Annotated in this window: 15 protein-coding genes; 8 read left to right on the top strand and 7 right to left on the bottom strand. The window is 71.3% G+C overall.

Annotation, left to right across the window (positions count from 1 at the left end; translation table 11 throughout):
- The first annotated feature begins 195 nt into the window (after positions 1–195).
- The 4 genes from AB7V09_RS04300 (at position 196) to AB7V09_RS04285 (ending at position 6,089) form a co-directional block, all read left to right on the top strand.
- Positions 196–2,412, top strand: coding sequence for a hypothetical protein (locus tag AB7V09_RS04300; RefSeq protein WP_419143040.1), 2,217 nt, complete (start codon positions 196–198; stop codon positions 2,410–2,412).
- A 106-nt stretch (positions 2,413–2,518) separates the two neighbouring features.
- Positions 2,519–3,019 carry a nodulation protein NfeD gene (locus AB7V09_RS04295; protein WP_009747649.1) on the top strand — a complete coding sequence of 167 codons (501 nt, stop codon included), beginning with the start codon at positions 2,519–2,521 and terminating at the stop codon, positions 3,017–3,019.
- A gap of 99 nt (positions 3,020–3,118) precedes the next feature.
- Entirely contained in the window at positions 3,119–4,579 is a 1,461-nt protein-coding gene (locus AB7V09_RS04290) for a flotillin family protein (protein ID WP_419143039.1), read from the top strand.
- Positions 4,580–4,901: 322 nt separating this feature from the next.
- Positions 4,902–6,089: a hypothetical protein gene (locus AB7V09_RS04285; RefSeq protein ID WP_419143038.1), complete on the top strand. Its 1,188-nt coding sequence runs from the start codon at positions 4,902–4,904 to the stop codon at positions 6,087–6,089.
- 37 nt (positions 6,090–6,126) lie between these two features.
- Here AB7V09_RS04285 and AB7V09_RS04280 read toward each other — a convergent pair whose 3' ends face one another.
- Positions 6,127–7,509 carry an MFS transporter gene (locus AB7V09_RS04280; RefSeq protein WP_419143037.1) on the bottom strand — a complete coding sequence of 461 codons (1,383 nt, stop codon included), beginning with the start codon at positions 7,507–7,509 and terminating at the stop codon, positions 6,127–6,129.
- A gap of 223 nt (positions 7,510–7,732) precedes the next feature.
- Between AB7V09_RS04280 and tkt the strand changes: the two genes are divergently transcribed.
- The 4 genes from tkt to disA all read left to right on the top strand — a co-directional run bounded on the left by tkt (position 7,733) and on the right by disA (position 13,503).
- Positions 7,733–9,823 carry a transketolase gene (gene tkt / locus AB7V09_RS04275; RefSeq protein ID WP_419143036.1) on the top strand — a complete coding sequence of 697 codons (2,091 nt, stop codon included), beginning with the start codon at positions 7,733–7,735 and terminating at the stop codon, positions 9,821–9,823.
- A 233-nt stretch (positions 9,824–10,056) separates the two neighbouring features.
- Positions 10,057–10,617, top strand: coding sequence for a hypothetical protein (locus AB7V09_RS04270; RefSeq protein ID WP_419143035.1), 561 nt, complete (start codon positions 10,057–10,059; stop codon positions 10,615–10,617).
- Between the two features lie 63 nt (positions 10,618–10,680).
- Positions 10,681–12,102 carry a DNA repair protein RadA gene (gene radA / locus AB7V09_RS04265; RefSeq protein WP_419143034.1) on the top strand — a complete coding sequence of 474 codons (1,422 nt, stop codon included), beginning with the start codon at positions 10,681–10,683 and terminating at the stop codon, positions 12,100–12,102.
- Positions 12,103–12,432: 330 nt separating this feature from the next.
- Positions 12,433–13,503: a DNA integrity scanning diadenylate cyclase DisA gene (gene disA, locus AB7V09_RS04260; protein WP_101559851.1), complete on the top strand. Its 1,071-nt coding sequence runs from the start codon at positions 12,433–12,435 to the stop codon at positions 13,501–13,503.
- 58 nt (positions 13,504–13,561) lie between these two features.
- On the opposite strand, the gene AB7V09_RS04255 is transcribed toward disA, so the two are convergent.
- The 6 genes from AB7V09_RS04255 to AB7V09_RS04230 all read right to left on the bottom strand — a co-directional run bounded on the left by AB7V09_RS04255 (position 13,562) and on the right by AB7V09_RS04230 (position 19,373).
- Entirely contained in the window at positions 13,562–14,800 is a 1,239-nt protein-coding gene (locus AB7V09_RS04255; RefSeq protein WP_419143033.1) for a hypothetical protein, read from the bottom strand.
- Between the two features lie 150 nt (positions 14,801–14,950).
- Positions 14,951–15,898 carry an A/G-specific adenine glycosylase gene (locus AB7V09_RS04250; RefSeq protein WP_419143032.1) on the bottom strand — a complete coding sequence of 316 codons (948 nt, stop codon included), beginning with the start codon at positions 15,896–15,898 and terminating at the stop codon, positions 14,951–14,953.
- A gap of 142 nt (positions 15,899–16,040) precedes the next feature.
- Positions 16,041–16,712, bottom strand: coding sequence for a hypothetical protein (locus tag AB7V09_RS04245; protein ID WP_311372058.1), 672 nt, complete (start codon positions 16,710–16,712; stop codon positions 16,041–16,043).
- A gap of 122 nt (positions 16,713–16,834) precedes the next feature.
- Complete coding sequence (locus tag AB7V09_RS04240; protein ID WP_311372059.1) at positions 16,835–17,320, bottom strand: SRPBCC family protein; 486 nt, start codon at positions 17,318–17,320, stop codon at positions 16,835–16,837.
- A 139-nt stretch (positions 17,321–17,459) separates the two neighbouring features.
- Entirely contained in the window at positions 17,460–18,092 is a 633-nt protein-coding gene (locus tag AB7V09_RS04235; protein ID WP_308681727.1) for an amino-acid N-acetyltransferase, read from the bottom strand.
- A gap of 126 nt (positions 18,093–18,218) precedes the next feature.
- Positions 18,219–19,373 (bottom strand): sugar-binding transcriptional regulator, encoded by a 1,155-nt coding sequence (locus AB7V09_RS04230; protein WP_308681725.1) that lies wholly within the window; start codon positions 19,371–19,373, stop codon positions 18,219–18,221.
- Positions 19,374–19,632 lie beyond the last annotated feature (259 nt).

Genomic DNA, 19,632 nt, shown 5'->3' with positions numbered 1-19,632 from the left:
TGTCGGGGCGGATGCGCGCCGCAGCGGCCGGCGACCCCTCCCAACGCACCGCCCCAGCGACGTCACCCCCTCGCCCTCCTCAGCGTGAGCGCGGCCACCACCCGGCCTGGGCGTCACCCGCAGAGATTCTGGGGACTATCTGGGGAGGCCCTTTTTTCGCGGCACCATCGAGTCGATTACGGGCAGGATAGGGGTATGGATCTGTCCGTCGTCGCCGTCGTGGCCACTATCGCAGCCGGTGTCTCCATCCTGGTCGCCGTTGCCGCCGTCTTCGCCGCCCGGCGCTCGACGGCGCATGCGGACCTGGCCCTCAAGGAGGCCTCACGGATCTCCCGGGCGAGCATCTCGCGGATCAACGAGGTCCAGTCCGAGGCCAGCTCGGCCCGCCTGGCGGCGCGTCACGCCGCCGAGCGGCTGCGCTCGATGACCAAGGAGCGCACGACCCCTGACAGCGTCGCCGCCTACCGGGTCTTCCTGCGTGAGGTCGTCGAGGACTCCAAGCACCTGCTGGGCCCCGAGGGCACCGGGACGATGAAGAATGAGGCGCTGGACCGCCTGCGGGTGGGGGCCCTGGTGGGTGGCTCGGACGAGGTGCTGCGCGCCATGCGGAACTTCGCCCTCCTGCGCACCCAGCGGCCCGAGGCCCCGTGGCCGAGTGCCTACGCCATGGCCTACGCGCGCCTGGAGTCGGACCTGGTCACCGCGATCCGCAATGACCTGGGCTCCTCCGAGGAGTCCCTGACCGCCGACCAGATCTGGGGCGCGGTCAACGCCCGCTGTGTCGACCCCGCCTTCCGGCTGGCCCTGCTCAGCCCTCTGGAGGACGTGCTGCGCAACGCCGGACAGGACCCGACCCACTACGACCTGGACCACATCGCCAAGTTCGCCGACTACCCGAGCCCCGCCTCCCCCGCCGGGGCCATCCGGGCCAGTGGAGTCACTGGAACCACGAGGGCCGTGCCCTCCGCCGACGGCGCCCGCGCCTCCGGCTCCGAGCCCCGGCGGCGCTCACGGCGGGCGCGCAGCCGGGTGGAACGCAGGGCCTCGGAGGCGCCCTCCAGGCCGGCCGCCGCCCCGGTGTCCGACGCCGATGTCGTCTGGCCTCCGATCACCCCCGGGCGCCGGGGCGGGCGGGCAGCGGCTCCGGCACGCTCCATGACCATTCCCGAGCCGGCCCGGCCGGTGGTGCCAGCAGCGCCTGCGACGACGACCGCCACCACCGGCTCACATGCGCCGGTGCTCGAGCCATCCTTCTCAGCCGCCGCCCTGGGCGAGCGCCCCGGCGGCGCGGAGCCGTCGGACGCAGCGACTGCCGCCCCCATCCTGGAGCCGCGGACAGACGCGCCCTCGGGGCCGTCCACCGACTTGCTGCCCGAGGCCCCGCCCCAGGCCGCCGACGCCCAGTCGGCGCCACCGGAGCAGACCTCCGCACCCGAGGGCCAGCCCCAGCACTCCCCCGCGGGCCCGAGAAGTCACCGAGAGCCCCAGGCGCCCAGGAGAGTCTTCGAGGACCCGACCCCCAGTCGCATCTCCCGGCGTCGACGGACCCAGGCCGCCCTGTCTGGTTCGTCCATGCAGGCGGCCGCGGCCCCTGACGCCATCACGGTCACGGGGACGGTGACAACCTCGCCCCTGTCCGCCTCCGTGGCAGTGACCTCGGGAGCGTCGACGGCCTCGGCCAACACCGAGGAGACCGAGCCGGTTCTCGCCTCGACTCCCCCCGGGACGCAGACCAGGCGCCACACCACCGAGGCGCCCGCCTCACCGATCGCAGCGGCCGCTGCCGCCGGCGCCGCACCGGCAAGGCCCCAACCGGCCCAGCCGGCCCAGCCGCGCCCCAAGCACACCGGCGCCCAGGCGAACCCGCCGGCCGAGCGCCAGGTCGGGTCACCAGTGAGAGCCGTGGCTGTATCCGCGCAAACCGTCACCGTGCCCACCGGCCCCACCGGGCCCCAGCCCTCCTCGGCCGCGGCAGCCGGTGCGATTCCGGCCGCGGCCGCCGGCTACGGACTTCTCCCGCCCCAAGGAGGACCCCAGGCCTCCGCCCAGGCACCCGGGAGCGCCGGCCATCCCGTCCCCGACCCGTCGGGCCCGCCCATCCTGACCGCCTCCCAGCAGGCAGACCAGTCCTCAGCAGTGGCAGCCGCCGGCGCCGTCCCCGCCGACGCCGTCGGATCCCACCGGAAGGCAGCGGTCACAGTGAGCACGGCTGGCACAGCCGGCACAGGTAGGACCGCCGGCACCGCCGCCCCGGCCGGCCCCGAGCAGGGGACCGATCCGGCGATGCAGGAGACCATGACCATTCCCACCAACCCCTCTGCTGCGACAGCCATCCCGACGGCGACATCCTGGTCCTCGGCTGCGCCGCCCCTGCAGGACTCCGGTCGGCTGCCGCGCGCCCGCGGCGCCTGAGTCCAACCGGGTTGTTCTTCCCATCCCAACCCAGGCTTGCCGTGCCGGCCTGCGTGGCAGAATCCAGGTGTCGGAGGTCGAGGGGCCTGCGCGGAAGGGAGCTGGTGTGGGCGTCTTCGCCTGGTGCGCGATCATCGGCTGCACCGTCCTGGTGGCCGGCATCCTGTTCGACGGACTGCTGGACGCCCTCCTGCCCGACGGGCTCGTGCCGATCCTCGCTCTGCCTGTGGCCGTGTTCGGCGCCATCGGCATGGGGGTGACGGCGACGGGCTCGGCCACGGCGCAGGTGCCGGCGGCGGTGCTGTGGGGCGTTCCCACCGCAGCAGCCCTCGGATCCGGTGCACTCATGCGCTGGCTGTGGAACCGACTCAGGCGCTCCATGCCGTTGGACACGGCTCCGCCCACCGCCGCCGAGCTGGTCGGTGAGAAGGTCACCGTCCTGTGGTGGAAGGACGGCAGCGGTGAGGTTCGCGCCGTCACGCGCGGCCACCAGCTCACCTTGCCGGCGCACTCCGAGCAGCCGCTGCGCTCGGGGCAGAGCGCCTGGGTGCTCGACGCCGTCGACTCCACCCTGGCCATCGTCCCCTGGGAGCAGATCAGCGACTGAGCCCACCGGGAGCCGCTGACGGACCGCACCCCACCTGTTACTACGCCGTCTGCCCACCATTCTCCTTCATCCCATCTTCCCGCACAGAAAGGAACCCGCATGGGTGTATCACTCATCGGCCTGATCGCCATCGTCGCCATCATCGTGCTGGCGGCGGTCGCCTACCTGTTCAGCCGCATCGTCGTCGTCCCCTCCAACCTCACCGGTCTGATCTCCGGATCGAACCGGGGCACGGTCAAGATCGTCCACCCCGGTGGACGCGACTTCGTCCTGCCGGTCATCCAGACCATCCAGTACCTGCCCTTCACCCAGACCACGATCGGCTTCAAGGTCACCGCCGAGGACGAGAACAAGATCAACGTCAACGTCGCCGCCGTGGCCGCCGTCAAGGTGGGCGACTCCGACGAGCAGGTGCGCGCCGCGGCCAAGCGCTTCCTGGGCAAGCCCAACACGGACCAGGCCATCGCCGACTCCGCACGGGAGGCGCTCATCGGCTCCCTGCGCTCGATCATCGGCCACATGACGGTCACCGACCTCATCTCCGACCGCGACGCCCTGCAGCGCAACGTCTTCGACGACGCCAAGAGCATCATGGCCAACATGGGTCTGGAGATCGACATGCTCCAGGTCTCCGAGATCACCGACGCCGGCGGTTACATCGAGTCCCTGGGTGTGCCCGAGCAGCAGCGCGTCGAGAAGGACGCCCGCATCGCGCGGGCCAACGCCGAGCGTGAGGCCCGCGACGCCGAGGTCACCTCCCGTCAGCAGATCGCCGAGCGCGAGCGCGACCTGTCCCTGCGTCAGGCCCAGCTCAAGGCCGAGACGGACAAGGCCCAGGCCGACGCCGACTCCGCCGGCCCGATCGCCCGCGCCGCCAAGGAGCGCGAGATCGCCATCATCGGGCAGGAGGCGGCCGAGGCCAAGGCCGCCCTGACCGAGCGCGAGCTGGACTCCACCGTGCGCAAGCCCGCCGACGCCGCCCGCTACCAGCGCGAGCAGGAGGCTCAGGCCTCCAAGACCGAGGCGCTGCTGCGGGCCCAGGCCGACGCCGAGCGCACCCGTCTGGACGCCGAGGCCCAGGCCCAGGCCACCGTGGCCCGCGCCGAGGCCGAGGCCAAGGCGACCGCCGCCCGGGCCCGCGCCGAGGCCGAGGCCATCGCGGCCCGAGGCCAGGCCGAGGCCGACACGATCCGTGCCGCCGGTGAGGCCGAGGCCAAGGCCATGAGCGACAAGGCGGACGCCCTGGCCAAGTACGGCGAGGCCGCCACCCGCCAGATGCTGCTGGACAAGGCCCCCGAGATCGCCCGGGCCCTGAGCGAGCCGCTGGCCAGCGTGCGCGACCTGTCGATCATCTCCACCGAGGGCGCCTCCGCCCTGCCCAAGGCGGTGGCCAACAACGTCGAGCAGCTCGATCTCATCCTGCGCAGCCTCGTGGGCACCGGACTGACCGACATGGTGGGCAACCACCTGCCGGGCTCGGACACCTCCGCCGACCACGCCGGCTCCGCTGACCACGACGGCGCAGCCCCGGCCGCCGTCGTCGAACACTCGGAGCACTGACAACCGGTAGGTCTGAAACAAATCGAGATCATCCACGTGGCCGGGTGCGGAATATGTCCGCTCAACCGCACCCGGCCACGTAGCATGTCCCCGTCATTCCGCACAGTCAGTACCGGGCAGGTCATCATGCGTCGTCGCATCTTTCTCACCGCCGCACTCGGCGCCACCGCGGGCGCCGGCGCCCTGTCCCTGAGCGGCTGCGCGGACGTCCGCCAGCGCATCGCGCGCACCCTGACCCCTCAGCCCCCCCACCGTCCTTCACGCGTCACTGTCCACGCTCCCGAAGGCCCCCTCCATCCCGACCGACTTCGGCGGCGAGGCGGTGTGGCCCCTGCGCGTCAAGGAGAATCAGAACCACCCCTGGCCCACCAACGCGATGATCGAGACCGTCCACGGCTCCTTTCTCATCGCCTATGACGTCAACAGCGACGACGAGACCGCCGGTCTGTCCGGCGACCGCCCCATCCTCGTTGACCTCAAGGGGCCGACGACCTACGGCATCGTGCCGGAGGACTCCAAGCACGGGTATCGCATCGAGCCGATGACCGTTCCCCCCGTCGGCGGTGTTCCCGCAAGCAACCCCATCGCCCCCAGCCCCGGCACACTCGTCACCGAGCAGTTCACCTGCGCCGCCACCTGCGACGACGAGTTCGCCTACCTCATCACCGGCCGCGAGGACGTCCTCGACGAGCGCCCCGAGAACCGGGGACGAGTCAGTCTGCTCAAGATCCGCCTGGCCGACCGCCGCATCGTCGCCAGCGCACTGCTCGGGGAGAATCTCGCCCTCAAGGCGAGGGAGTCGACCTACCGCGCCGGCTCCTCGATCACGCTGACCTCCGACGGCGCCGACCTCCTGGTCACCACCAGCGTCCCGCACCGGGCCCTGCGGCTGTCTGCGAAGGACCTGTCCGTGCAGTTCGACCTGGCCTCCGTCACGTCCCAGAGCTTCTGCGCGGTGGCCGGCGGCGAGGCGGTAGCCCTGCTCGGTGACGACGCGAAGGTCCACACGGCCATCGTCACGCTCGCCGACGGCCTCACCCACCCCATCGAGAACCTGAGCGCACAGCTCGTGCACCAGGGCTACCTCTACGCCACCGACAGCCGCACGAAGGAGCCGCCCTACCCCGAGGTGAGCATCAACCTCACCACCGGTGAGCGCACCGAGCTGACGGACCTGCCGGTCGACAAGGAGGACAAGCACCCCACCCTGACCGCGAGCAACGGATACGTCATCAGGAGGACCGACCACATCCAGGTCCGCAAGAACGGCTCGGCGACCGCGCTGCTGACCCGGGAGTCCACCGAGGAGGAGTCCTACCAGAGTGCGGCGATCTACGGCTCCATCCTCTACCTCACCCTCAATGGAGGCCGCCTGCACCTCATCGACCTGGACACCGGCGAGGTGATCTCACAGTCCAGGACCGGCGGCCAGCACGAGATAGTGACGGTGACGCCCTACGGGTTCTGCAACGAGAGCGCCTTCTACCCGACCACCGCCTGGAAGTCCTGAGCCCGCCACCGCTGACGCCCCCGAAGCGCTCGGGCACTCAGATGTCCTCGAGGCTCTCGCCCTTGGTCTCGCGGGCCAGCAGGTAGATGAAGCCGCCCAGGACCAGCATGACCGCGAAGAAGAGGAAGGCCGGGAAGACGGCCGCCAGCGGGTGCGCCAGATCCTGAAGGCTGCCGGAGCCGATCATCACCCCCATGAGCAGGGGCCCGAGGATCTTGGCGCTCGCGCCGATGCCGTATCCCAGGCCCAGCCCCGTACCCCGGGCGCCGTTGGGGAACTGCTCGCCGCCGAAGGCGTTGAGGATCCCGAAGGCGCCGTCGCCGAAGCCCATCGTGATGCAGATGCCGGTGAAGAAGACGATCCACGAGGTCTCCCAGTGGGCGGAGAGGGCCACGATGACCGCTCCGAGCGCCCCGATGAGACCGAAGGAGAACACGGTCCAGCGCCGCCCGATCCGGTCGGCGAGCCAGGCCGAGGCCAGGCGGCCGAGCAGATCCACCAGGGAGACCCCCATGAACAGCGTCCCCACGGCGTCGGCGCCGATGTCGGTGAAGCCGACCTCCAGGAGCGTCTGCCCCCAGGACTGCACAGTGAAGGAGCCCAGGATGAAGCAGAAGGAGCCCACCGAGACGATGAGCAGGGGCCGCAGGTGCTTGCGCAGCAGCTCGCCGTAGGCGATGCGCGGCCCGGTCCGCACCGGCGGCAGGGCTCCGACGTCGTCGGGACTCAGCTCCAGGGCCCAGGCGATGGACTCGCGGGCCTCGCGCTCGCGCCCGTGGGAGAGCAGGAAGCGGGGCGACTCGGGGACGATCCGAATCCAGACCAGCAGGAGGATCGGGACGGCCCCCAGCGCGATGAGGCCGCGCCAGTTGTCGTGGAGGAGCCGCTGCGACAGAGAGCCCAGGAAGAGCCCCAGCGGGATGAACACCGAGCCCAGCCCGGCAAGCAGACCGCGCTGCCTGGTGGGCACGAACTCCTGGACGTAGGGGATGGAGACGATGTTGAGGCCCCCGACGCCCACTCCGACCAGCACCCGCAGCAGGGCCAGCATCACCCACCAGCCCGTGGGGGTGAACACCGAGGCCAGGGTGAAGACGGTGAAGATCAGGACGCACCAGAAGAAGGTGCGCCGTCGGCCCATCCGGTCGGCGGCCCAGCCCCACAGGACCGCGCCGAGCACCGTGCCCAGCCCGGAGCAGGCCAGGATGACACCGGTCTCGAAGCCGCCCAGGCTCCACTCCTTCTGAAGCTGGACGACGGCGAAGCCGATGAGGAACATGTCGAAGAACTCAGAGATGTTGGCGACGATCGCCAGAGCGATGATGCTTCGCTGATGGCCCGTCAGGGGCCGGGAGTCGATCTGCTCCAACGCGCTCCCGCGCTCCGCCGGCGGCGCCGCGCGCCCTCTTGCTGTACCCATATGCGGCCCAATCTACGGGCAAGAGCGCCCGCCTGCGGGAACAAGCCCCCGAGTGTGAAAGACACACGCGCTCACGCCTGTACTTGCCCGCCCCCGCGGAAGCGGGAAGGATCACCCTTGATGCCCGCCCGCGGATGCGCCACGATGCACCGACAATGCACCATCGTCACAGCGCCCGTGGCCGCGAGCAAGACCCACCCTCATGCACAAGGAGTCCTCAGTTATGAGCACTGAGCCGCTGCTCACCGACCTTGACCGTCAGACCATCGCGGTGTCCAAGGCCCTGGCCGCCGACGCCGTGGAGAAGGCGGGGTCGGGCCACCCCGGTACGCCGATCTCCCTGGCCGGGGTGGCGTGGCTGCTCTACCAGCGTGAGATGGTCCACGACCCGGCGGATCCGGGGTGGCTGGGACGGGACCGGTTCGTCCTGTCCATCGGGCACGCCTCGCTGGTGCAGTACATCCAGCTGTTCCTGGCCGGATACGACATCGACCTGGAGGGCTTCACGGCCTTCCGCTCTCCGGCCGGCCTGCCGGGCCACCCCGAGTTCGGCGAGGTTGTCGGGGTGGAGACCACCACGGGCCCGCTGGGGGCGGGCTTCGCCAACGCGGTGGGCCTGGCCATGGCGGCGCGCCGCGAGCACGGGCTGCTCGACGCCGGCACCCCGCTGGGCGAGTCGGTCTTCGACCACTTCGTCTACACGGTCCTGGGCGACGGCTGCATGCAGGAGGGCGTGTCCTCGGAGGCCGCCTCCCTGGCGGGCACCCAGCAGCTGGGCAACCTCATCGCCATCTACGACGACAACGACATCTCCATCGAGGGCAACACGGACATCGCCTTCACCGAGGACGTCTCGGCCCGCTTCGAGGCCTACGGCTGGCAGGTGCTCGACGTCGACTGGCGCACCGGCCCCGACGGCTACGCGGAGAACCTCGAGGAGCTGCACAAGGCCATCGTCGCGGCCCGCGCCGAGAGCGCGCGCCCGTCGCTGATCCGTCTGCACACCATCATCGCCTGGCCCTCCCCGACCAAGCAGGGCCAGGAGTCCTCCCACGGCTCCAAGCTCGGGGCCGAGGAGGTTGCCGGGCTCAAGCGGGCCCTGGGCCTGGACCCCGAGCAGAGCTTCATCCTGCCCGAGGACGTCGTCTCCCACGCCCGCAAGCAGGCCGCCGACAACGCCCGGGCCGCCCGAGCGGACTGGGACGCGCGCTTCGCGACCTGGCAGCAGGTCAACTCCGCCGGCGCCGCGCTGTTGGAGCGCCTTGAGGCCCACCGCCTGCCCGAGGGCCTTGAGGAGGCCCTGCCGACCTGGGAGGTGGGCGAGTCGCTGGCCACCCGTGCGGCGTCGGGCAAGGTGCTCTCCGCCCTGGCCGGCGTGGTGCCCGAGCTGTGGGGCGGGTCGGCGGACCTGGCCGGCTCGAACAACACGACCATGGCCGGGGAGCCCTCCTTCCTGCCCGCCGCCCTGGCGCAGTCCGAGGGCGACGGGCCCTTCGGGCGCACCCTCCACTTCGGTGTGCGCGAGCACGCCATGGGCTCGATCCTCAACGGGATCGCCCTGGACGGGCTCACCCGCCCCTACGGGGGCACCTTCATGGTGTTCTCCGACTACATGCGCCCGGCCGTGCGCCTGGCGGCACTCATGGGGATCGGCCCGGTCTTCGTGTGGTCCCACGACTCCATCGGGGTCGGCGAGGACGGCCCCACGCACCAGCCCATCGAGCACCTGGCGGCGCTGCGCGCCATCCCCGGACTGTCCGTGGTGCGCCCCGGGGACGCCAACGAGACCGCCGCGGCCTGGGCCGAGATCCTGCGCCGTCACGACGAGCCGGCCGGCATCGCCCTGTCGCGTCAGAACCTCACCGTGAGCGCCTCCACCACGGCCGCCGCCGAGGGCGTGCGCCGCGGCGCCTACATCCTGGCCGAGGCCACCGACGCCGATGGGCACCAGACGGCCCCCGAGGTCGTCCTGATCGCCACCGGCTCCGAGGTCGGCGTGGCCGTGGCCGCCCGGGAGATCCTCCAGGACGAGGGCACCCCCACCCGGGTGGTCTCCGCCCCCTGCCTGGAGTGGTTCGCCCAGCAGGACGCCGCCTACCGGGAGCAGGTGCTGCCGGCCGGCACCGCCAAGGTCGCCATCGAGGCGGGCATCGCCCTGGGCTGGCGCGAGATCGTCGGCGACGCCGGCGAGATCGTCTCCATCGACCACTACGGTTCCTCCGCCCCCGGCACCGCCCTGTTCGAGGAGTACGGCTTCACCGGGGACAACGTCGCCGAGCGGGCCCGCCAGGCCCTGGCCCGCACCCGCGGCTGACGCCCACCGGCCTTACCGCCACCGAGCCGGGCATCTTTCGAGTCGTCCTACGGTTTTTCTGTAGGGCCACGCGAGAGGTGCCCGGCTCGGCATGAGAGAAGCACATGTCACCGGGGTACCCCTCCCCATGAGGAGGGGGTGACCTGACGGTCAAATGCGGGCAGGCTGGGACCCGGTCGCGCCACCTGGCGCACTGCGACACCAATCCCCGAATACAGAAAAGGCCGTCTCTCATGAGCGCACAGCAACCCGCCCAGAACGACCCTCAGATCCCTGACAGCGAGGACTCCGGTAAGGACCAGCCCCTGCGCACGCGCTACTACTACCTCATCATGACCATCATGGTCGTGATCGGCGTCGTCATCGACATCGCGATCTTCATCGGGATCATCACGAACGCCGAGGGGAGGGTGCGCATCCCCTACCTGGTCTTCATTCTTCCCGTTGTCGGCGCTCTGGCGATCGGCAGGTTCGCCGACGCGGCCCTGGCCAAGAAGTCTCCCCACCTGGTGCCCGGTTACGCGGCCCCGTACTTCCAGGGAGGGCAGGTCCCGCAGCAGGGCCAGTACGGTCAGCCTCAGTACGGACAGCCGGCTGCCCAGCCGACGGCGCCGCAGAGCGCCGGCTACGGCCAGGTGCCCGGCCAGCAGGCGGCTCAGACCGCTCCGCAGCAGGCCCCGTACGGCCAGCCGCAGCAGCCGGGCCAGGTGCCGCCGTCGGGCCAGTACGGTCAGGATTCCCAGAACCAGCAGCCCTACGGTCAGGGAGGGCAGAGCGGCCCGGTCGGCTACTGAGGCCCGCAGGACGCCGATGTCTAGGTCTGAATAGATGTCGGTGGGGCCCGATACTCTCCGGTCATGCCCGCATCAAAGAGCCCCAAGGCCCCCAAGGTCTCCTACTGCTGCACCGAGTGCGGCTGGTCCAGCCCCAAGTGGATGGGCCAGTGCCGGGAGTGCCGCGAGTGGGGAACCCTGGAGGAGACTCAGGTCTCCGACTCCCCGGGTGGGAGCGCCGGCGGGGCCCTGGGCGCTGCCGGCGCCGTGCGACCGACCGTGGCCGCCCGCCCCATCGGGGAGGTCAGCGCCACGGAGGCCAGGGCCCGTCCCACCGGGGTGGGTGAACTGGACCGGGTCCTGGGCGGCGGGATCGTGCCGGGTGCCGTCGTGCTGCTGGCCGGTGAGCCCGGCGTCGGCAAGTCCACGCTGCTGCTCGACGTCGCCGCGAAGGCGGCCGCCGTGGCGCGCGAACGCGGGGACGGACCGGTCCTCTACGTCACCGGTGAGGAGTCGGCCTCGCAGGTGCGGCTGCGGGCCGAACGCATCGACGCCATGGATCCCGGGCTGCTCCTGGCCGCGGAGACCGAGCTGGGGGCCCTGCTGGGGCACGTGGAGGCAGCCGGTCCCTCCCTGCTGGTGGTGGACTCGGTTCAGACCATCGCCTCAGCGCAGGTCGAGGGCAGTGCCGGGGGCGTCACCCAGGTGCGGGCCGTGGCCGGTGCACTCATCGCGGTAGCCAAGGAGCGCAATATCCCGGTGCTGCTCGTGGGTCATGTGACCAAAGACGGCGGGATCGCCGGACCCCGCGTCCTGGAGCACCTGGTCGACGTCGTCACCCAGTTCGAGGGTGACCGCCACGCCCGCCTGCGGCTGCTGCGGGCCGTCAAGAACCGCTACGGCCCCACCGATGAGGTCGGCTGCTTCGACCTGGGCGAGCGGGGCATCGTGGGGCTGGCGGACCCCTCGGGCCTGTTCCTGTCCGCCGCCCGCTCCGAGGTGCCGGGAACCTGCGCCACCGTGACCCTCGAGGGGCGCCGCCCCATGCCGGTGGAGATCCAGGCGCTCGTGGCCCCCACCAACGCCGGCTCCCCGCGGCGCACTACCTCCGGGGTGGACCACTCGCGCACGGCCATGGCGCTGGCGGTCCTCAGCGCCCGGCTGCGGGTGGACACCTCCAGTGCGGACGTCTACGTCTCCACCGTGGGCGGGGCCCGCGCCGTCGAGCCGGCCACGGACCTGGCGGTGGCCATCTCCGTGGTCTCGGCCGCGCGCAACCTGCCCACACCTGCTGGCCTCGTGGCCTTCGGCGAGGTGGGGCTCACCGGTGAGGTGCGGGCCACCGTCGGCATTCAGCGGCGTCTGGCGGAGGCCTCCCGCCTCGGCTTCGACCGGGCGATCGTGCCGCTGGCGGGCTCGACCGAGCTGCGCGAGGTCGCCGGGATGCAGGTGCTGCCGGTCGCGCACGTGGGTGAGGCCATGGGGGCGGCACTCCCGCGTGGCTGACAGGACAGTACGGTCACCATGGGCAGCACATACAGCACAGGCAGTGGATGCATTACTGGCAAGCGCAGACAACGCCGGGACCAGGGGCGGCCACGGGAGCCGAGCAGGTGACGTGACCGTCATGGATCGGCCGGGCGCCGCCAACAGACCGACTGGTCCAGTGTGGGAAGGCCCTCGCCGAAGGTCGGCCCGGCTGCCGATACCATGGGAGCGTGAGCACCGGGGCGTGCGCTCACCTGGATGCCGCAAGACCGGAGGGTCCCGAGCGCGGTCCGCCCCGGCAAGTTCACTGTGCGATCCCTTCCCCAGGACACCGCGAGATCAGGAGAGATGATGATCGAGGCCGCTGGCCAGCTGCACGAGACGCTTGCGCTCGTTGCTCCCGGCACCGTCCTTCGTGACGGACTGGAGCGGATCCTGCGCGGACGTACCGGGGCGATCATCGTGCTGGGCTTCGACCCGGTGGTGGAGGCCATCTCCTCGGGCGGCTTCCACCTGGACGTCGAGCTCTCCGCCGCCCGCCTGCGCGAGCTGGCCAAGATGGACGGCGGCGTCGTCGTCGACATGGACACCGCCCGGATCCGGCGCGCCAACGTCCAGCTGCTGCCCAACGCCTCGATCCAGACCTCGGAGACGGGCATGCGTCACCGCACCGCCGAGCGCGTGGCCCGCCAGACCGGGTACCCGGTCATCTCCGTGAGTCAGTCGATGCGGATCATCTCCCTGTACGTGGACGGCAAGCGCCACGTCCTGGAGCCCAGTGAGTCGATCCTGGCCAGCGCCAACCAGGCCCTGTCCGCCCTGGAGCGCTACAAGGCCCGCCTCGACCAGACCTCCGCCGGCCTGGACTCCCTGGAGATCGAGGACCTCGTCACCGTCCGTGACGTCACCTCGGTGCTCCAGCTCATGGAGATGGTCCGCCGCATCTCCGCCGACATCGACTCCTACGTCCTGGAGCTCGGCACCGACGGGCGTCTCCTGGCCCTCCAGGTCGAGGAGCTCACCCGGGGCCTGCTCGCCGAGCACGGCTTCCTCCTGGAGGACTACCTGCCCGAGGGCCTGGACACGACCACCGTCGATGCGCGCCTGAAGTGGGTGGGCTCCCCCGCCCTCCTGGACCTGGCGATGGTGGCGCGCTCCATGGGTCTGGGCGGCATCGACGGCCAGGATCTGGACGCCCAGGTCTCCCCGCGCGGCCTGCGGATCCTGTCGAAGATCCCGCGCCTGCCCGTGGTGACGGCGCGCGCCGTCGTCGAGCAGTGGGGGTCCCTGCAGGGGGTCCTCGGAGCCACCATCGAGGAGCTCGAGGCCGTCGAGGGCGTGGGCGCCCAGCGGGCCCGGACCCTGCGCGACGGGCTGTCACGGCTGGCGGAGATCTCCGTCGTCGAGCGCTACTCCTGAGCTCGTCGGTCGCCAGGCCTTTCCGGCGGCCGCCCCGGCACCCGCCTGCAGAAGGCCGTCAGCCGACGACGAAGACCCGGTCCTCAGTGAGGTCCTTGTCCCCCATGACGAAGCGGAAACGGTAGGTTCCCGCGCCCGCGGTGCTGCCGGGGGCGGTCTGCGCCTGGCCCGCCGAGGGGCTCGCGGAGGAGGAGGCAGTGGCACTCGGCGTCGAGGAGGCCGATGCGCCTGCCGGAGAAGCCGGGGAGGCCGGTGCCGCGTTGGCCGCTGCGCAGTCGGAGGTGGCCGCGTTACCGTTCCAGGTCACGTTGACATCGGCGCCCTTGCCCGCAGGCAGGAGGAGGGCCTTCTCGGTCTGGCCCACGGGGCAGGTGACAGAGTCCCACACCTGCTGGGAGCCCGAGGAGACCCGCACCCCCAGGGCCTGGCTGCCGACGTCGATCAGGCAGGGTGCCTGGCCGCTGTTGACCAGGGAGATGGAGAAGGTCGCCCCGGCACCGACACTGACGGACTCGGGCCCCTGCACTGTGCTCTTCAAGGTCGAGGGGTCGCACTTCCCCGGAGTGGGGTAGACGGTGTGCACCTGGGCGGCTGCACGCTCCTCATCCTGGGTGCGGATGGTGTTACGGACCCAGAAGTAGCCGACGGCGATGGTCACGATGAGCAGCAAGAGGACCAGCAGGACCCCGCCCAGCACCAGGGCACGGCGCAGACCGTAGCGGGGCTGGGGCGGGACCGGCTTGCGCAGGCGCCCACTGCGAGGCTGGTCCGGGCCCTGCGGGATCGAGTCGGGGGCTCCGGTCAGCCGCCCGCCGCCGATATGGGTCCACTGGAGGCCCGCGCCCCAACTGTGTCGACGACGATCGGAGCGAGCGGCCTGAGTCGAGCTCGTCCGGGAGGAGCGAGCGGTTCCCGGAGCGGCCTGCCGCGAGCGCGACGTCGAGGTCCCTTGGCCGCCCTGGGGGGACCGGCGGTTCTTGCCTGCCTGGCCCGCCTGACCCGAGTGCCCGCCGGCGGGCCTACCCGTCTGTCCCGAGTGCAGGGGGCGTCCAGTGGACTTGGCGCCCGATGCGCGGCCGCCGCGTCCCTTGGCCTGGGAGGATCGGGGCACTCCACCGGAGCGGGCTGAGGAGGACTGCCCAGCGCCCGTCCGCGGGCCGCCACCGGAAGCGCCCTGCCGATGGGGCCGGGACTGGGAGCCCGAGGCGGAGCGCCCCGACGAGGAGCCTGCGCCGCGACGGGCCGAGCCTCGTCGTCCTGCGCTTTCCCCTTGGTTGCGTCCACGTCCTTTGGCCATGGTCACGACTTTACCGGCGTCACAAGCCCAGGCCCGTGAGCGCCCCGCCCCGGCGATGCGCCAGAGCGTGAGACCTTCGTCGTTGTCCGCACAGGCCCCAAGCGCGGCCTGCCGGCCGGCTACCGGGGCGGTCCGCGCGGCGGTGGGCGGTTAGGGAAGCCGGTAGGTGGCGCCGTCGTCGTCGGTGGCGATGAGCCCGTCGGCCAGGAGGGTGGACAGGGCGCGCACCGGCTGCTCGGGGTCGGGAGCTCCGCCGGGGGCTCGCGTCCCGGCCCTGGCGGCGCAGGCCCTGAGCTCGGCGGCCTTGACGCGCTGCCCGTCGGGGGCCGCGCGCAGGCGGGCCATGACTAGCCCGCGGGCCTGGCGGTCGGTGCCGTGCCAGGCCTGGGTGCGACGTCGGCCCGCGTGGATGTCCGCGGGGCGGCCGGCCGCCAGCCAGGCGCAGCCGGCCTGCCACGGGCAGGCCCCGCAGTCCGGCTCACGGGCGGTGCACACCAGGGCGCCGAGCTCCATGACGGCCACCGACCAGTGGGCGGCGGTGGCGTCGTCGTCGGGCAGCAGACCCAGTGCCCGCTCGCGCTCGGCCCGGTTGAGGCTGGAGGCAGGAAGGGCCTGACCGCCGACGGCGCGGGCCAGGACCCGTCTGACATTCGTGTCCAGCACGAGGGCGCGCCGACCGTGGGCGAAGGCCAGGACCGCACCGGCCGTGTACTCCCCCACCCCGGGCAGGGCCAGGAGGGCGTCCGGGGCATCGGGCAGGACGCCGCCGTGCTGCTCGACGACGCTGCGGGCGCACTCGATGAGCCGCAGGGCCCGGCGTGGGTAGCCCAGGCGACCCCAGACCCGCAGCACCGCAGCGGTGGGGGCTTGGGCGAGCTCGGCGGGACCGGGCCAGCGCCGCATCCACTCCTGCCAGGCGGGGACGACACGGGCCACCGGGGTCTGCTGGCTCATGACCTCCGAGACGAGGACCTCCCACGGCGTGGTACCGGGCCTGCGCCACGGCAGGTCGCGGGCATGGGCGTCGTACCAGGTCATGACGTCCTGCGCCGAGGTCGCAGCGGTAAGGGTGTCGTCAGGGGTGGGGCGGTCGGGCACGGGGGACACCGTAGCGGCAACGGCTTGGGCGAGGCCGGATGCCTTCGTCACCAGCCGGCTGAGAGTCGTCGCACTCCTCGCGATCGTAGGGTAGGCACCCGGTTCGTACCCTTACCCTACGAAGCCGAGGCTTAACCTACGATCACGCGGGCGTGCCCATCTCCCGGGTATAACCGCGAGCCACTGCCCAATCCCAGATCCGATCCAGCTCCGCCGCGCTTCTGCGCTCCGTGCCGGACCTGGACAATCCTCGGCGCGACAATCCTGCAAGCCAGACGGCCTCTCCCTCGGAGTCGAGGACGTAGGTCCGAGCGGCCAGACTCATGCCGGGGAACTCATCCGGGGTCAGGTTCCCATCACTCAGGAACACCAGAATCACGATGAAGAGCCCGGCGAAGGCCATGATGAGGAGTCCCAGGACCGGGTTCTTAGCCGGCCGCTGGATGACCAGCCCGCGGCGGGAGCGGGGCCACGGGGCATCATGCGCGCTCCACAGGCCCCGCACATGGATCCCATCCGCATCGAACTGCGTCCTCCTCGAGGCCGCCACCGCGACAGGGAGGAGGAGCAACAGCCCGATTATCAGCGCCGTGAAGAAAGCGCCACCCCATTCCCCCACGAAGAGTCGCGCAATGTTCAGCAGGTACAGCCCTGGGATGCCACAAAAAATGAACACGATCCAGCCGGAGCCGGTGAACGCGGTTCGGCGCACCAGCTTATCCGTGACCGGTGAGATCGGCGGCACCCGATGACGCCGTCCCGGATTCCACTGGGCGGGCCAACCATGGGAATCGTTAACCGGCGGCTGTCTCACGAGTATTTTCCTCAAGGGGTTCTTCGGACTTATGGGGGCTGACGACGCTTTGTCAGCCTATCGCTCCGGCTCTGTGCCGGCTTTTGGTACAACTCCCCATCGGCCCAGCCTGCGCTTGACGGTTATCTGTCGCCAGTGAGGCGGCGCAGCACGCGTACCCGCGGACTCCAGGACGCGGGCCGGGCCACCGAACCGGTCGCCTCCCGCTCGGCGTTGTCGAGGAGGTCCTCGACGACGGCGTCGTGCAGGGGCTCGACCACGGCCGGGAACAGAAGACGCATGGCGCCGCGGGTACGGCCGATGAGGATGTGGCGGATGCGGGTGCGCTCATCGTCAAGGGTGTCAAGGCTCAGTTCATGGGCGCCGATGATCCCTGTTCGCGGACGGAAGGTGAACCGCACTCGCCGGCCGGGCTCGTACTCGCTGACGTAGTAGCGGATGACGCCATGGCCGCCGTCGGCTCCCACCGCCAGGGGTCGGTCCAGGACCATCGGTGTCCAGGACTGCGAGGGCCAGAGCCGGTCGTCCTTCTGTCCCAGCCCGTCAAGCAGGGCCCCAAGGGACTCGATAGGGGCGTTGATGACGCGTTCGTGAACGTTGCGGATCATGAGTGCTCCTCCGCGGTTGTCGCACGGCTGTCACACAGCCGCCGGTCGTTTGTCCGACAGGATCGCGCCCGACCATGAGGTCGCACAGGACTGCGGCGCGCTGCAGCGAACCACCCCCGGCCCATCCAGGTCCGTCAGCTCACAGGTGCAGGAGCATGCGGGCGTTGCCCAGAGTGTTGGGCTTGACGCGGGCCAGGTCGAGGAACTCAGCCAGACCGTCGTCGTGGGAGCGCAGCATCTCGGAGAAGACGTCCGCACCCACTGGGGTGCCCTCGATCGGCTCGAAACCGTGGGCACCGAAGAAGGGCTCCTCGAATGTCATGCAGAACACCCGCTTGAGTCCCATCTCCCGGGCCTGCGCGATGAGCTCGCGCAGGATGGCTGAACCGAGCCCGGTCCCCACGGCGTCGGGATGAACGGCCAGGGTGCGTACCTCGGCGATGTCGTCCCACATGACGTGCAAAGCCCCGCAGCCCACGATCCTGGGCACGGCCGACACCTCTCCGCCGTCTGCTCCACCGGGCCCGGCGACGCCGGGAATCTCCTCGGCGACGGTGAACTCCTGGATGTCCTCGAAGTAGGAGATGAGGTCCTTGGCGATGAGGACGCGGCGCTCGGCGTAGGGCCGCACCAGCTCGGCGATGGCACGCACGTCCGCCGGGCGAGCCGGCCGCAGGACGCGTCGGGAGCCGTCGCCCCCGTAGACCTCGGCCCGGCGAGTTGCCCGCCCGGTGGGCAGGTGTTCATCTGTCCTGAGCGCAGTGCTGTTCATCGTCGTCCGTATTCAGTAGGGCTCAGTTCTGGTCGTGGGTCCCGCGAGCCGGCGCACCACCGGCGATGTCGGAGCCGTGAGCAGACCGCAGCGCGATCCGGGGCCACATCCTGCCACGTTCGCGACTCATCGAGAACCGCCTCCCTTCTGGCCGCGGACCTCGGCGAGCTCCAGGACGGCGCGGGCGGTGGCGTCGTCGACGACGAGATCGGTGGCCGTCCGGGCACGCAGCGCGGCCAGCAGGGCGCGGGCCTTGCCGGTTCCCGCCGCCACGCACAGGCGGCGCGGAATCCGGGCGAGCTGGGCGGGAGTCGGGCCGGTGGCCCGAGCATTGAGGGCGACGTCGCGCCAGGAGCCGTCGGCGCGCAGCAGGACGGTGCACACGTCCCCCACCACGTTCTGGCGGCGCAGGACGGCCTGGTCCCGCGCCGTGAGGTGGCCGCCCTCGTAGACCTGGGAGGGCAGGGCCCCGTTGAGGGCGTCGAGGGCGCCGACGCCGAAGACGGCCAGACTCGCGCGCCGCACCACCGACAGGACCCGCTTGACCGAGCGCTCCGACCACATGGCCTCGCGGGTGGCCACATGGTCGAAGAAGGCCGGCACCGGGAAGGAGATCGTGCGCGCCCCCAGCGACAGGCGCATCCGGGAGAGCACCTCGCCGGCGCTGGGCCCCTCACGCACCGGATCCGAGGCGCCGTTGAGCTGGACGACAGTCAGTCCCGGAACGGACCTCGAGGGCAGGGCGGCGCTGACCTCCGACATGGTGGTGCCCCAGGCGACGCCGACGACGACGCCTCCTGCGTCAGCATCCCGGCCCGCTCCGGCGGGCTCGCCGGCCGCGGCGGGCTTGTCATCCTCGGGACCACCGGACTCAGGCGCACCGGCACCTCGGCCCCGGCCCTGCTCGGCCAGGGCCTCGATGAGATCGACCATGTGCGCGGCGGCGACGGAGGCGACCTGCTGGAGGCGGTGGATCTCCGTGGTGCCCTCGCGCACCGGGACGATATGAGTGCGGACCCCGAAGACCTGGGCCATCCGCCCCTCCAGGGAGCCGGCACCCCCGGGCTGGACGAGGCTGACCCGTACGACACCCTCCTGGCGGGCACGCGCCAGGAGCCGGGAGACGGTCGAGCGCGACACCCCCAGGTGGTGGGCGATCACCTCCATCGTCTCGCCCTGGACGTAGTACATGGAGGCCGCCTCATAGGCGCGCAGGAGGCCGCCGGGGTCGGCAGCACTCACCGCGCCCCCGGCCGCGTCAGCAGCGGTTCTGCCAGTCACGTCTTCCTCCTTGCTCCACCCGGCTCCATCCTCCGATGACGGGGCCGTTCCACACGGCTGCTGCGCACCGCGGAAGGGAACGATCCTGCCGCCTGCGGCGTCGGATGTCCTGTTCAGGAGAACCGTCCACACAGATGTGCGGACATTCTTGTGGATACCTCGAAAGCCTACTGCACATTCGTGCACAGTCCTTGCGCATTCTCCCACGCGCGGCGGACAGTGTTGTCCACCACCACACAAGGGCCGTGCGAGCGCGACG

Origin of the sequence: Actinomyces sp. SKVG-SVH-4(1) (assembly GCF_048514265.1) — a bacterium.
Taxonomy (GTDB): Bacteria; Actinomycetota; Actinomycetes; order Actinomycetales; family Actinomycetaceae; genus Actinomyces; species Actinomyces oris.
Note: the sequence above shows the minus strand (reverse complement) of the source record. Positions and strands in the feature narration are given on the sequence as shown.

Excerpts from the sequence above, each read along its gene's own strand:
- tkt (WP_419143036.1), top strand. The coding sequence starts at position 7,733 with ATGAGCACTGAGCCGCTGCTCACCGACCTTGACCGTCAGACCATCGCG.
- AB7V09_RS04240 (WP_311372059.1), bottom strand. The coding sequence starts at position 17,320 with ATGATCCGCAACGTTCACGAACGCGTCATCAACGCCCCTATCGAGTCC.
- AB7V09_RS04255 (WP_419143033.1), bottom strand. The coding sequence starts at position 14,800 with ATGGCCAAAGGACGTGGACGCAACCAAGGGGAAAGCGCAGGACGACGA.
- AB7V09_RS04280 (WP_419143037.1), bottom strand. The coding sequence starts at position 7,509 with ATGGGTACAGCAAGAGGGCGCGCGGCGCCGCCGGCGGAGCGCGGGAGC.
- AB7V09_RS04290 (WP_419143039.1), top strand. The coding sequence starts at position 3,119 with ATGGGTGTATCACTCATCGGCCTGATCGCCATCGTCGCCATCATCGTG.
- disA (WP_101559851.1), top strand. The coding sequence starts at position 12,433 with ATGATGATCGAGGCCGCTGGCCAGCTGCACGAGACGCTTGCGCTCGTT.
- radA (WP_419143034.1), top strand. The coding sequence starts at position 10,681 with ATGCCCGCATCAAAGAGCCCCAAGGCCCCCAAGGTCTCCTACTGCTGC.
- AB7V09_RS04300 (WP_419143040.1), top strand. The coding sequence starts at position 196 with ATGGATCTGTCCGTCGTCGCCGTCGTGGCCACTATCGCAGCCGGTGTC.
- AB7V09_RS04235 (WP_308681727.1), bottom strand. The coding sequence starts at position 18,092 with ATGAACAGCACTGCGCTCAGGACAGATGAACACCTGCCCACCGGGCGG.
- AB7V09_RS04270 (WP_419143035.1), top strand. The coding sequence starts at position 10,057 with ATGAGCGCACAGCAACCCGCCCAGAACGACCCTCAGATCCCTGACAGC.